Below are 13,934 nucleotides of genomic sequence, written 5' to 3' on the forward strand. Positions count from 1 at the left end.
TTCCATTCATCCACAACGTGGTTGAATCCGATATAGATATCATATCAATTCCGGGGCGTCTTTTCAAAATTTCGCAAAGTCGTCAACACACAATATCTTGTATGTCCAAGATCAAATTTTTATATGGGTCATACGATCCGTTGTCAAAACGCAACCGATGCGGAATCCGCGCAAAAACCGTCGCATTTGGTCACAATCCATGGAATCTTGAGCGGTTTTGACGGTTGGCCAACTAGCATATTACCTGTCCGTTTGCTATAATTCTCCTTGCGTTTATTTTTAAGAAATCGGTTTACAGATACAAGATATTGGGTTACATTAGATTAACGACAACCAAATATAGTGTATACAGGTGCCGCGCTAGCCTATCAGGCAGCCCGGCTTAATAGGGAAGCATGGTGAAAATCCATCACGGACCCGCCACTGTAAAGGCCTCGGGGCTGTTATGAATATGCATATGCAGCTGCCGGCAGTTTGGCAATACGTCACTGAAGTTCCCCGAAAGCGAACTTTGGGAAGACGCCGAATATGTACGGCCTAAGTCAGGAGACCTGCCTGTATACTTCAGACACCGACCTACGGGGTTATAGGGATGTGTTCGTGAAACTTGCGTCTGTACATAACATCATGCCCAAATATGGGCTTATGTCAGCTTTATTCAAACCATCCACAGCGCACGGACATTTTCAAGCCTGCCCTTAGGTTTTAGAAAATGTTTTTTTCATGTTCTTTTTTCAATTTCCCCCAAAGAAAGCGAGGATTTTTGTATGCCCCAGCTCGTAGTTAAACCAAACAACCGTCAGCTTGCCTTCGATGAAATCCGCCTCTCCGTCTATGCCGACCGGATCCTGAAGGGATTGGACATGCTAGACAAGGAGCGCCTGCTTCGAGGCGTGAATTCCAAACTCCGCGGTGAGCAAGTTACCGGCGAGGAAATCAGCAATGCCTTCACGATGTCCGCGCTTGAGCTTGTATCCAAGGAAGAGCCTGACTGGAAATTTGCGGCGGCTCGTTCATTCCTAACATCTTTATATAAAAAGGCGGCCCACAACCGCCGCTACAAAGCCTATCCGGAAGAGCCATACGGCGCTTTCTATCCGCTCATTACGGAGCTCGTCCAGAAGGGCATCTATCGTGAAGACCTTCTGACCTGCTATACGAAGGAGCAAATCGAGGAGCTTGGCGAGTGCATTGATCCAAGCCGCGACCTGCTGTTCGATTACATCGGTCTCTTGACGCTGGCCGAGCGTTACCTTGCAACGGATTTCGACGGGCGCGTGATGGAGCTCCCGCAGGAGCGCTACATGGTCATTGCCATGTTCCTCATGCACCAGGAGCCTGAAGACAAACGCCTCGAGCTTGTTAAGGAAGCGTACTGGGCAATGAGCAATCTGTACATGACGGCCGCAACGCCAACGATGTCCAACGCCGGCAAGAAGGTCGCAGGCCAGCTCTCCAGCTGCTTTATCGACACCGTTGACGATTCCCTGGAAGGCATCTTCGATTCCAACACCGACGTAGCCCGTCTCAGCAAAATGGGCGGCGGCATCGGCGTCTACCTCGGAAAGGTCCGCGCACGCGGCTCCGATATCCGCGGCCACAAGAACACCAGCTCCGGCGTCATCCCTTGGATCCGCCAGCTGAACAACACGGCGGTGAGCGTTGACCAGCTCGGCACACGCAAAGGCGCCATTGCGGTCTATTTGGACGTGTTCCACAAGGATATTTTGTCCTTCCTGGATCTGAAGCTGAACAATGGCGATGAGCGCATGAGAGCGCATGACGTGTTCCACGGCGTATGTCTGCCTGACCTGTTCATGGAGGCTGTTGAAGCCCGTGAAGAATGGAGCCTGTTCTGCCCGCATGAAGTGAAGAAGATCATGGGCTGGAAAGATGAGAACGGCCGCCCGCTCGGCCTTGAGGACTTCTACGATCAAACGCCGGGTCAAGGCGCGTTCCGCGAGAAATATGCGGAAGCCTTAGCGAATCCGAACCTGCCGCGCATTACGGTACAAGCGATCGATATTATGAAGCGGATCATGAAATCCCAGCTGGAGACCGGAACTCCGTACATGTTCTACCGCGATACAGTAAACCGTGCGAACCCGAACTCCGCCCACGGCATGATCTACTCTTCGAACCTGTGCACGGAAATCATGCAGAACCAGTCGCCAACCGTGGTTGAGCAAGAAGAGCTCGTCACCAAAGACGGCCAAACCCGGATCGTGATTTCGAAAATCCCTGGCGATTTCGTTGTCTGCAACCTGAACTCCATTCACTTGGCGCGTGCAGTGCCTGCCGGCGTATTGGAGCGGCTCGTACCGATCCAGGTTCGCATGCTGGACAACGTTATCGACATCAATAATATCGAAGTGCTGCAAGCTCAATATACGAACAGCCAGTACCGCGCTGTCGGACTCGGCACCTTCGGCCTGCATCATCTGCTGGCCCTCGAAGGCATCCGCTGGGAATCCGACGAAGCGGTTGAATACAATGATAATCTGTACGAACACATCAATTACCTGCTCGTGAAATCCAGCATGGAGCTGGCCAAGGAAAAAGGCCACTATCCGAAATTCAAAGGCTCTGCCTGGGAAAGCGGCGAATACTTTACGTTCCGCGGTTACACCGACGGCGAGCATGAAGGCAAATTCGTAACCACCGAGCAGTGGCGCGAGCTGCAGAAGGAAGTTCAAGAGAACGGCGTCCGCAACGCGTGGATGTTCGCGATCGCACCGAACGGCTCCACGTCGATCATTGCCGGTTCTACGGCTAGCATCGACCCGCTGTATGAGCTGCTGTCTTATGAAGAGAAGACGACGTATAAAGTGGCCAACCCGGCTCCGGATCTGTCTGAAAAAACAATCTGGTATTACAAAACAGCCTTCCTGATCGACCAGCATTGGTCCATTAAAATGGCTGCTGCCCGTCAACGTCATGTGGACCAGGCGCAAAGCTTCAACCTGTATGTTCGTCCTGACATCCGGGCATCGGAATTCCTGGACCTGCACCTGCATGCCTGGAAAGCCGGCATCAAGACGACGTACTATGTGCGCAGCCGTGCGCTGACGATCGAGGAATGCGAAAGCTGTGCTAGCTAACGAACCCACCCAAACCCTCCCTTCCAAGGGAGGGCCCCAAGGGCTCTGCCCTCTGGACACCCGCAAGTTTGTGGAATGATTGGGTGAGGCGCTTCTTCTCCCAGGTACTTTGGTGCTAGGAGCGCTTTCTCCCTGCGGGAACGCTGGAATGTTGGCGCAGGGACGAATGATTTCATGCGTGCTTTGATGGTGCAACTTCCTGCAAGGATCGCTCTCCCTTCGGGATTTGCTGCTCATGCGGCGCGAACACAATGAGCGGGCTGCTTGCGTGTTTGGTACGACTTCCTGCGGGGATCGCTCTCCCTTCGGGATTCGCTGCTCATGCGGCGCGAACACAATGAGCGGCTGCGTGCGTTTTTGGCGCGGCTTCCTGCGGGGATCGCTCTCCCTTCGGAATTCGCTGCTCATGCGGCGCGAACACAATGAGCGGCTGTGTGCGGTTTTGGCGAGGCTTCCTGCGGGGGATCGCTCTCCCTTCGGGATTCGCTGCCCATGCGGCGCGAACACAATGAGCGGCTGCGTGCGGTTTTTGGTGCAACTTCCTGCGGGGATCGCTCTCCCTTCGGGATTCGCTGCTCATGCGGCGCGAACATAATGAGCGGGCTGCTTGCGTGTTTGGTGCAACTTCCTGCAAGGATCGCTCTCCCTTTGGGATTCGCTGCTCATGTGGCGCAAACACAATGAGCGGGCTGCTTGCGTGTTTGGTGCAACTTCCTGCAAGGATCGCTCTCCCTTCGGGATTCGCTGCTCATGCGGCGCGAACACAATGAGCGGCTGCCTGCGTTTTTGGCGAGGCTTCCTGCGAGGGATCGCTCTCCCTTCGGGATTCGCTGCTCATGCGGCGCAAACACAATGAGCGGGCTGCTTGCGTGTTTGGTGCAACTTCCTGCAAGGATCACTCTCCCTTTGGGATTCGCTGCCCATGCGACGCGAACACAATGAGCGGCTGCTTGCGTGTTTGGTTCAACTTCCTGCAAGGATCGCTCTCCCTTTGGGATTCGCTGCTCATGTGGCGCAAACACAATGAGCGGGCTGCTTGCGTTTAGTCGAGCGCGAAGCGAACATCCGTTGAGTAAGCAATAAAAAAGACTACAAGGGTAAGGGTATCCAATCGGAGGAGTTTACGTCCGCCTTTGGGAGCCCTTTGCACCCTTCACAATACATTCAGGCAAAGGGCGGACAACAGCGGCCGGAGAGTGGATACCCGTCCTGTTGATACCCGCCCTACTATAAATGCAAGGAGAGAATGGTTATGCAAATGCAAAAAATATTCAATACCGAAGCACCTAACCGCTCCACACGGATCATTGAGGGCGAATGCTCAGGGATCCTCAACTGGAACGATATTCGGATGCCTCATATGTACAAGCTGTACAAGGTGCTGCTGCTGAACCACTGGATCGCGGACGAAATCCCGATGTCCAAGGATGCGCAGCAATTCCCGCACCTTGATCCGGAGGAGCAGCGCACCTTCAAGATCAACATCTCCCTGCTGGCTGTGCTGGACTCCATGCAGACGATGTTTGTCAGCGACGTGAAGCGCTATTTCACCGACTCCTCGCTTGAGGCCATCTCGGCCATTATCGGGCAGCAGGAAGTCGTTCATAACCAATCCTACTCCTATGTGCTCTCCTCGATCGTTACGGAGCAGGAGCAAAAGGAAATTTTCGAATACTGGAAGCATGATCCGGTTCTGCTGGAGCGCAATCAGTTCATCTCGAACATTTACCAGAGCTTCCGGGACAATCCGTCGCCGCAATCCTTCTTTGAAGCGATGGTCGCCGACCTGATTCTCGAGGGCATTTTCTTCTATAGTACGTTCGCCTTCTTCTATAACCTGGCCCGTGATCAGAAGATGATGGCAACGAGCCAAATGATCTCCTACATTCAGCGTGACGAGAACCAGCATTGCTACTTCTTCGCTGAAGTGTTCAAGCAGCTGCTCAAGGACTTCCCTGAGCTGAACACGAAGGAGAACATCGATTACGTGTACCGCACGATCGATCGCGCGGTCGAGCTGGAGACGAACTGGGCGCATTACACGCTGAGCAATGTGCGCGGCATTGATCTGAACGAGCTGTCCGATTACATCAAATACATCGCCAACCGCCGCATCACCATGATGGGACTGGAGAAAGCGTACGAAGGCGTGGACGTGAACTGCATGCCATGGATCAAGCCGTTCTCCGACGAAGCGCTGAATGCAACGAAGACTGACTTCTTCGAAGCGAAGTCCCGCAACTACGGGAAAGTCGGCGACGACAACGGGTTTGACGATCTGTAAGCTGTACTCGCAGGTAAGCCCGGATCTGCCAAGCTTTTATCTCTCATAGACAAAACCTCCGCTATCCCTGCAAAGGGATGGACGGAGGTTTTTTACATGGATGACAGGGTGGATGATGAATTTACTTCGATGACATGATGGATGCCATCATGATTTTACTTGGGCGGATGAACTGTTGAATATATTTGGATGGGCTATATGGATGAATTACTTGGACGGGTTACATGAATGAATTCCCTCTGGACGCGATCCCTCTTCCTGCCCGCCTTTTCTTATCCGGCAGCCGCCCATACCTCGATCTCGACCTTCAGCTCCGGCATCGCAAGCCCCGGCACATAAGCCATCGTCATCGCCGGCGGCCGACCGCCATGGAACTTCGCCCACACCTCATGGAAATGGCTCCAATCGACCTCTTCCACTGCCCAAATATTGATTTTGACGATATGGTCCGCCGTGAGCGATTCGGCTTCCAGCAACCGCTGAATATTCGCAAGCGTATGCTCCACCTGCTGCTTCATGTCATCCGGCAGCTTCCCTTCCGGATCGGTTCCGACTTGGCCGGAGAAGACCAGCAGCGCGGCTCCATGCGGCACCTTGGTGACATGGGTGTACGGACCGAGCGGCGGCGCAATGACGGGCGGGTTGCAACGTTCAATTCCGGACCGCTTCTCCTCATCGGCTTCGTTTAGGATCGCCAGCGTTTGATGGTCCTCCCACCGTCCGTTGATGTTGACGTTTTTACGGGCGATGCCTTCCTTATGGAACCCGGCCTTCAACAGCACGTTCATCGAGCCGAGATTATGCGGCATGACTCCCGCCTCGATCCGGTGGAACCGCAGCTCCTCGAAGGCATGGCGGACGACCAGCCGTACGGCTTCCGTCATGTACCCCTGCCCATTGAATGACTTATCCAGAAAATAGCCGATCCAGCAGCTCTGCAAATTCCCACGCACCGGCTCGGTCAGCATGACTTCACCGATGATCTGCCCGGTGTCCCGCAATACAATGGCATACAGATAGCCTTGATCCGTTTCCCGATCGTCCACCGCCTTCCGGATCCGTTCGATCTGTCCCTCCTTGGTAAAAAAATGCTCGTCCCGCTTGCCAGTAAACCGCTGAAAAAACTCCCGATTCTCCTTCTCCAGCTTCAGCAGAGCCTCGGCATCCGAAAGCTCCACCGGCTTCACAACAATACGTTCCCCTTGCAGCTGCATGCAAATCTCTCCTTTTTCGATAGGATGATATGGCCGCATCTCCTATGCGGCAAAACAAAAAAACACCATAGGTTATACCTGTGGCGTACGCTGCCGATCCATGCACCACAGGTAAGCGACCTGTGGCGTTTATTCCACTGTATCCTTACATGATCATGAGGCCGATCGCAGGATAACGGTCGCGTTCAGTTTCCAATTGTGGACACACTTCTCCCGTGATTGGCCAAGATCAAAGAAAACAGCGGTGGAGTATCCGATGCCGGGGGACAACGAAACAAGCGATCTCTTCTTCATCCGAATACTCCTCCTCTTCGTTAAAAAATGAACTTTCCTAACCTGCCGTACGTTCTTAATCCCCCATAGAATACATCATTTCAAAACGGTTGGCAAATCGCCGCCGCATCCCCTTACCATCCCGATTCTACCTGGACTGAAGGTCTAATCGCAGCTATGGATTTATGACGACAGGAATATTCCATAACAACAATAATATAATATTAATCAATATTAATTTATTGATAAACGATAAAAGTCGTGTTATTATGATGAACAATAAATAAGCGAGGTGCATGTTATGAAACAAGGAACAACACTCTTTTTAAGAATCGCGGTTATTCTGATTGGAATTCCGGTTCTTGCTTTGTGCATATTTGTGGTGCCTAATATCGCGAGTTTCGCGGCTGAATTGTATCCGGACCATGTTTATCTAAAATATCTCGTTTCCATCGATTTGTATGCATCGGCGATCCCCTTTTACTTAGCTCTGTATCAGGCTTTTAAGCTGTTAAACTACATCGACCAGAATAAAGCCTTCTCCGAATTGTCCGTGAAGGCATTAAAGAGTATTAGGAACTGCGCCATTACGATCAGCATTTTGTATGCGGCCGGCATGCCGCTCTTCTATCTCCTGGCGGAGAAAGATGATGCCCCGGGGATCATCGTGCTCGGACTGGTCATTATTTTTGCTTCATCCGTGATCGCCGTCTTTGCCGCTGTTCTCCAAAGACTTTTACAAGAAGCGATTCATATCAAATCCGAAAATGATTTAACGGTCTGAGGTGAAAACAATGGCAATTATAATCAACATTGATGTGATGCTGGCCAAACGGAAAATGAGTGTTACCGAGCTGTCGGAGAGGGTAGGAATCACCATGGCAAACCTGTCGATATTGAAGAACGGAAAGGCCAAAGCGATTCGCTTCTCAACGTTAGAAGCCATTTGCAAGGCTTTGGACTGCCAGCCCGGAGATATTTTAGAATACCGCGATGAAGACGTCCAGGTTAAACGGGATTCATCAGGGAGTTAGTTCAATGAATCCATTCCAGAAGGGGAGCTTGCTCATGGACCATTCAAAAATGGAGACGCGCAGCATGAGGGCACTACGACAGCTCGTTCGTTTTGGTTGGGAGCAGGCCTTATCGTGCTTGTTTCCGGTCGTTATTTTTGCCTCATTGGCCTTTACGAAATTCGTGCCGCTTCCCTTCCTTCCGCGCTACGACTGGCTTCTCATTATCTGCCTGCTGATGCAGTGGTGGATGGTGCGTTCCGGGCTTGAAACACGGGATGAACTCAAAGTGATCACGTTGTTCCACCTGATCGGACTCGCTCTTGAAATTTTCAAGGTTCACATGGGCTCTTGGTCATACCCGGAGGAGGGATATTTTAAAATCTTTGGCGTGCCTCTGTATAGCGGATTCATGTACGCAAGCGTAGCAAGTTATCTGTGCCAGGCTTGGAGGCGGCTGAAGGTTGAACTGGTGAAATGGCCTCCTTTCTCGCTCGTTGTAACGCTGGCAGCCGCGATTTATTTAAATTTCTTCACGCACCACTATTGGATCGACGTTCGATGGTGGTTATCCGGACTCGTCATCCTCGTCTTTTGGCCATCCTGGGTCACCTACGAGGTGAACGGGACTCGTTATCGGATGCCGCTTGCCCTTTCTTTTGTACTTATCGGATTTTTTATATGGGTTGCCGAAAATATCGCAACATTCTTTGGCGCGTGGAAATATCCAAACCAGGCCGAAGCCTGGAGTCTCGTTCATCTGGGGAAGGTGAGCTCATGGCTCTTATTGGTGATTGTCAGCTTTCTGATCGTGGCAACGTTAAAGCTGGTCAAAGGAAAGGGAAAGCATTCCGACAGGAAAGATCACTGGTATAACGGTTAGGGACCCTGCTATTAAAAAAGTCGAATCCTTACATGGTAAGGTTCGACTTTTTTAGTGCAGCGTTCTGCTGAAACACGGGTTTTACGAATAAAATCACGCTATTCCTCATCGTCCGCAAACAGTTCGCGCAGCATCGCTCCCCGGTTGTTTACGAATTCCTTGGTGATCATATAATGGTCCGTCTCCTCCAGGCTGGACTCCTCTACGCCCTCAGGGGTCAGCTTATAAATGACCGAGTCCGGGTAAGCCATGACAATCGGGGAGTGCGTCGAAATAATGAACTGCGAATCCTCCTGAACCAGATCATGGATTCTCCGAAGCAGCGCCATTTGGCGAAACGGGGACAGCGCCGCTTCCGGCTCATCCATAATGTACAGCCCGCTCCCGCGGAACCGGTGCAAAAAGGTGGCAAAGAAGGATTCCCCGTGCGACTGCGCATGCAAGGATTTTCCTCCGTAGGAATCGTACAGCCCGGGAATCTCCCGCTCCATCGCATCCACCTCGGACGCAACGTTGTAGTAGCTCTCCGCCCGGAAGAAGAAGCCGTCCCGCGGTTTGCGGACGCCCCGGACCGTTCGGATGTATTCATACAGCCTCGAATGGGTTTCCTCGGTAGCGAACGAGAAATTCATCGTTCCCCCTTCCGGATTGAAGCCGAGTGCCGCCGCAATCGCCTCCAGCAGCGTCGATTTGCCCATTCCGTTCTCCCCAACGATGTAGGTGACCTTCGGATGGAACGTCAAGCCGTCCATCGCGTTTACAGCCGGCAGATTGAAAGGATATTCCCGAAATGAAGGTATCCGGTCTCTCATAAGCACAACGCTTCGTAAATAAGCCAGCATGGCAGAGCTCTCCAAGGGCCTTCCCTCCTTGCGTCCTATGATTAAAATCTACGATTCGGCGGGTTACATAATGCTCGGCACCTGCTTATCCTGCATCTCCCTATACGACAAGCGCGCATGACGGCTTCATGAAGATAGCCTGCCATGCGCGCAGCATAAGCTTCGTGGTGAACGAAAAGCCGGTCCTTTTGCCAAAAAGGGGGGCCTTTCTATTCCTGCACGATGAATTGGTACAGCTCGTCCACCTTATCCTCGGTAAGATCACCGCTGTTGTCGAATACTTTGATCGACGTCTGCGGAATGTCCCAATTCACTTCCGGCACGAAATCCACCCGCTTCTTGAAGTCATCCCAATGGTCCAGCTTCCACTGGTCCCGCTCCGTTTGGCGATCGATAATCCGCTCCTTCTGCAGATCCATATCCTTTAACGTCACCACGATCACCTTCACGTCCACATCGCTCTTCGTCAGGCCAGCGGCCGTGATGACCTCCTTGATCCACTCGCGGTTCTTGAGCTCGGCGGTAAACGGCGAAATCATGAATACGTTCTGCCCCGCATTCAAATTCTCGATGCAGATATCCTTCGTTGTATCATATTCGAGGTCGCGCAGATTTTCCTTATAGAAGGAAGAGTCCCGGTCATTCGGATCCAGTCCGTTGCTTTCCAGGAATTTTTCAACAAAACGGCCGCCTACCGTATCGCGGTCAAGAAAAGCGGCCGGTATACGTACCGCAAGCTTCTTGGCAACGGTGGTTTTCCCCGTCCCTGCGACTCCGACAAAAAACACTAGCTTCTGCAATTGCTATCCCTCCACGGTTTGATGTATATAGGTTTGATGTATATAGGTTCAAAGTATCTTGGTTCCATCTATCAAGTGGCCAGCAGCGGCAAGCGGTTAACCGCGCCCGGTCCGGTAACGAGTCTCCTCGATCAGCTCCTCTATCGCTTGAGCCAGGCGCTCTTGAAGCACCTCCGCTACATCAAAGCCGCCATCCTCCGTACGAGCCACCTGGGCGTCCACCGCATACACGCCGCCGAGAATATGGCGGGCTCCGATTGAGGAGAGCACGGGCTTCAGTGAATAATCAATCGCCAGCAAATGTGCCAATGAACCGCCGATAAAGAGCGGAAGCACGATTTTCCCGGCCAGGCCCTTCTGCGGAATCAAATCCAGAAACGTCTTAAGCACCCCCGTATAGGAAGCCTTATATACCGGACTCGCTACAATGACGGCATCGGCCTCGGCGACGAGGCCGTTCGCTTTGACGATATGCTCGCTCTCGAATTTGGTATGGATCAGATCCTCAGGCGGAAGTGAAGCAACATCAATCCGGCTCACCTCGAAATTCGCGGCAGTCAGCGCCTGCTCGGCATATTCCATAATCGCATTCAAGCGGGAGCCTGCTGTCGGACTCCCGTTAATGATGACAGCTTTCGCCATTTTTCTCACCTCGGTTATTTTCATAATGTTTCCGTCATCCCCTCCCGGACACCCTCGCTAATGTCCCCCGTCGGGAAAGATCGGACGGTATGTATGCTCCACTTCCATATACCAAGGCTTTACATAAACGCACCCGCAAAGTCTTCGTTCATCAATAAGGGCCGTCAGCCCTCCCGGAACGTTACGGAATGTCAAATCAGAGCAAATTAGTCAGAATTATTATCATCGTATCAATGTGTCTGCGTCTTTGTCAATGGACGCCTACGACATATAACGCTCTGCAGGCAGTGCATGAACATGGACGATTCATCAGCCGGTAAAAATGGTTGCTTTCTCTGTGTTCTCTGCTGTCTGTGCTGCTTGTGCTTTCCCTGTGTTCTCTGCTGTCTGTGCTGCTTGTGCTTTCTCTGTACTCTCTGTGTCCTCTGCGTTCTGGGCAAGCAGGGGAGAATACATCATAAGCGCATGATTCTCCGTAATCCATTCATCGTCAAGCAGCTCGCCTTCCCGGCTGAACACCTTCCGGCCGATCACGTTATGCCGCGCATATCCGCCCCACGCTTCCTGCGTGATGCGGTGCTCCCGCTCATACACCTGATAGCGGTACAGCGGCTGAGCCGTACAGCGCCACTCCCCGATCAGCTCCTCGTCTGATACATATACCGACAGCTGATAAATATCCTCCGTCGGATTATAAATCTGTAGATCCAAATAATTGTAAGCACAGGTCGCTCCGCTGCCGAACGGCTGGGTGCGGCCAGAATCCGGAAACACGTCGTAGCTGTGGCGATGACGCTCTGTCACCTGAAGCGGCGTATGCAGCGTCATCCAGTATATCAAATTCGAGAGCTGGCACAGGCCTCCGCCGATGCCTGCCCTAAAGCCGCCGTAAAAGAGCACCATGCCATCCACATAACCTTTGCGCCGGGTAGGACGGCCGATCATTTTCCAATAGGACATGGTTTCGCCGGGACGGATGAGAAGGCCGTCCAGACGTCGCACCGCAAGGCGCAGATTGATTACTTTATTATGCTGGTACCACATGTCGACATCCTTCAGCCGGCGCATCAGCGGCGTCCGATGCTTGAAGACGGGATAGTGCAGCGGCTCGGAAGACCTTATCCGTGCCATGCCTCTTCTGCCTTGCTTCAGCCATTCCCAATAGCGCCGGCAGGTAAAATACTGTTTTCCCGCCCAAAGCCTTAGTTTAGAGCGTTTCACCGGTTTCATGACTTCCCATTCTCCCCTCGCGGACCATTCCCGTTAATCCCAACACTTCCATCAATTTGGAAACAGTTTAACACACTATTTGCAGGATGTTGTGAATATCTTGTAATGAGGCCGCACCCCGAACTGGGCGAATGCATAGAGATAAAACATCACCGTGGATGCAATGTCATCTATGCCCGAGGAGGATTGTCATGAATGCTGAGCAGCCCATCCCTTATATCGGCTTCAAAACGGTATGCAAGGAGCAGCCTATTGCGTTCCCGCCGCAGCATCAACCCGTTCAGCCCGGTCTTGAAAGCTTGATGAAGCCGGTTCCCATTACGGAAGACCCGGCTTATCGCGGCAGCGGCAAGCTGGAAGGCAAAGTCGCCATCGTGACCGGAGGAGACAGCGGAATCGGCAAGGCGGCAGCCATTGCTTTTGCCAAGGAAGGCGCCGATCTGGTCATCCCCTACTTATATGAGACATCGGATGCGGAAGTCACCAAAGCCCGAATCGAACAGCTTGGGCAGCGCTGCATCCCGATTAAAATCGATTTGCGCTACAAAAAAAATTGCGAGGCTGTCATCCGGCAAACCCTTGCCGAGTTCGGCAGGCTGGACGTGCTCGTTAACAATCATGGCGTCCAATATGTCCAGCAGAGTATTTTGGACATTACGGAGGAGCAGCTGTACCAGACCTACCAGACGAATATTTTCCCGTTCTTCTTTATGATTCAGGCCGCTCTGCCGCATCTGAAAGCCGGCGCTTCGATCATTAATACGGCATCGATTACCGCCTACGCGGGCTTCAAGGAGCTGATCGATTATTCCTCCACTAAGGGGGCGATCGTCTCGCTTACCCGGTCACTGGCCCTCTCGCTGGTCGATCAAGGCATACGCGTCAACACGGTTGCGCCCGGCTCGGTCTGGACGCCGCTTATTCCTTCCAGCTTCCCGGCCGAGGAAGTCGCCGTATTCGGCACCGATTCGCCCATGAAGCGGGCGGCACAGCCCTATGAGCTTGCTCCGGCTTATGTATACCTGGCCTCCTCCATCGATTCATCGTTTGTGACCGGTCAAGCAATCCATGTAAACGGAGGTCAGATGGTGACCAGCTAATCCGGGGCCGCTAACTTCAGAAGCTCCATAGCTTCAAAACTTTGTCATCATATACAGAGGATGTGTCGGTATGAACAATGGAAATGCCAAATGGTCCAGTGGACGGATGGACGTCGGACTCTACGCATTAAACAAGCTGGCCAGCGCCGGCGTCGTACTGTTGCTGCTCACGGTAATCGGTCAGGTATGGCCCGCCGGGACGGAGAAGCCGGCCGAGCTGCTCGGACTTTCCATGGAGCAGAAGGAATGGGTCTACGGCTATGCGCTGATTGCCTCGCTGGTTGCCGATGCCCTGCTGTCCCTTCTGCCCAAGCGCGCCAAAAGCCTGCAAATCGGGCTGTATGCGGCGGCCGGATTTGGCTTCTTCGCCTTGTTCAACGGCGGAAGCCCGGACCAGTTGTGGATCCGGGCCGCCTTGGGAGCAGTGACGCTGCTGCTGTTTCTATGGGGGAAGCATGCCTTCCCTGCCCATTCTTTGATCACGCCGATCTTTGCCATTGCCGTACCGCTGCTGTGCTGGGCGATCTAAACGCCCGTGCCGTTGGAAGCGTA

12 protein-coding genes, 1 pseudogene and 1 riboswitch are annotated in these 13,934 nt (G+C 52.7%); of the genes and pseudogenes, 7 read left to right on the forward strand and 6 right to left on the reverse strand.

Annotation, left to right across the window (positions count from 1 at the left end; genetic code table 11):
* The first annotated feature begins 333 nt into the window (after positions 1-333).
* Positions 334-574, forward strand: a riboswitch (cobalamin riboswitch).
* Between the two features lie 193 nt (positions 575-767).
* Entirely contained in the window at positions 768-3,101 is a 2,334-nt protein-coding gene (locus tag NSQ46_RS27190; RefSeq protein WP_007130467.1) for a ribonucleoside-diphosphate reductase subunit alpha, read from the forward strand.
* Between the two features lie 1,252 nt (positions 3,102-4,353).
* Positions 4,354-5,385: a ribonucleotide-diphosphate reductase subunit beta gene (locus NSQ46_RS27195; RefSeq protein ID WP_210094204.1), complete on the forward strand. Its 1,032-nt coding sequence runs from the start codon at positions 4,354-4,356 to the stop codon at positions 5,383-5,385.
* Positions 5,386-5,657: 272 nt separating this feature from the next.
* Here NSQ46_RS27195 and NSQ46_RS27200 read toward each other — a convergent pair whose 3' ends face one another.
* Positions 5,658-6,599, reverse strand: a complete 942-nt coding sequence (locus NSQ46_RS27200; RefSeq protein ID WP_210094205.1) for a GNAT family N-acetyltransferase — start codon at positions 6,597-6,599, stop codon at positions 5,658-5,660.
* 153 nt (positions 6,600-6,752) lie between these two features.
* On the reverse strand, positions 6,753-6,893 hold the full coding sequence (locus tag NSQ46_RS27205; protein ID WP_007130470.1) for a hypothetical protein: 141 nt from the start codon (positions 6,891-6,893) through the stop codon (positions 6,753-6,755).
* A 280-nt stretch (positions 6,894-7,173) separates the two neighbouring features.
* On the opposite strand from NSQ46_RS27205, the gene NSQ46_RS27210 reads away from it, so the two are divergent.
* The 3 genes from NSQ46_RS27210 (at position 7,174) to NSQ46_RS27220 (ending at position 8,768) form a co-directional block, all read left to right on the forward strand.
* A complete protein-coding gene (locus tag NSQ46_RS27210; protein WP_007130471.1) occupies positions 7,174-7,656 on the forward strand; it encodes a DUF2975 domain-containing protein in 483 nt (160 codons plus the stop codon).
* 10 nt (positions 7,657-7,666) lie between these two features.
* A complete protein-coding gene (locus tag NSQ46_RS27215) occupies positions 7,667-7,906 on the forward strand; it encodes a helix-turn-helix transcriptional regulator (RefSeq protein ID WP_210094206.1) in 240 nt (79 codons plus the stop codon).
* A 64-nt stretch (positions 7,907-7,970) separates the two neighbouring features.
* On the forward strand, positions 7,971-8,768 hold the full coding sequence (locus NSQ46_RS27220) for a DUF817 domain-containing protein (RefSeq protein ID WP_050954042.1): 798 nt from the start codon (positions 7,971-7,973) through the stop codon (positions 8,766-8,768).
* Between the two features lie 98 nt (positions 8,769-8,866).
* Here NSQ46_RS27220 and NSQ46_RS27225 read toward each other — a convergent pair whose 3' ends face one another.
* The 4 genes and pseudogenes from NSQ46_RS27225 to NSQ46_RS27240 all read right to left on the reverse strand — a co-directional run.
* Complete coding sequence (locus NSQ46_RS27225; RefSeq protein WP_007130474.1) at positions 8,867-9,625, reverse strand: AAA family ATPase; 759 nt, start codon at positions 9,623-9,625, stop codon at positions 8,867-8,869.
* Positions 9,626-9,819: 194 nt separating this feature from the next.
* Complete coding sequence (locus NSQ46_RS27230) at positions 9,820-10,410, reverse strand: AAA family ATPase (RefSeq protein ID WP_210094207.1); 591 nt, start codon at positions 10,408-10,410, stop codon at positions 9,820-9,822.
* Between the two features lie 96 nt (positions 10,411-10,506).
* Positions 10,507-11,052: an NADPH-dependent FMN reductase gene (ssuE, locus tag NSQ46_RS27235; RefSeq protein ID WP_210094350.1), complete on the reverse strand. Its 546-nt coding sequence runs from the start codon at positions 11,050-11,052 to the stop codon at positions 10,507-10,509.
* A gap of 414 nt (positions 11,053-11,466) precedes the next feature.
* Positions 11,467-12,282 (reverse strand): annotated as a pseudogene (locus NSQ46_RS27240) (VanW family protein); the annotation flags it as partial.
* Between the two features lie 191 nt (positions 12,283-12,473).
* On the opposite strand from NSQ46_RS27240, the gene NSQ46_RS27245 reads away from it, so the two are divergent.
* Entirely contained in the window at positions 12,474-13,382 is a 909-nt protein-coding gene (locus tag NSQ46_RS27245) for an SDR family oxidoreductase (protein ID WP_028404765.1), read from the forward strand.
* 70 nt (positions 13,383-13,452) lie between these two features.
* Positions 13,453-13,911: a hypothetical protein gene (locus NSQ46_RS27250; RefSeq protein WP_007130480.1), complete on the forward strand. Its 459-nt coding sequence runs from the start codon at positions 13,453-13,455 to the stop codon at positions 13,909-13,911.
* Positions 13,912-13,934 lie beyond the last annotated feature (23 nt).

This window comes from Paenibacillus sp. FSL M8-0142 (assembly GCF_038597315.1).
In the GTDB taxonomy this organism is placed as follows: Bacteria; Bacillota; Bacilli; order Paenibacillales; family Paenibacillaceae; genus Paenibacillus_AQ; species Paenibacillus_AQ lactis.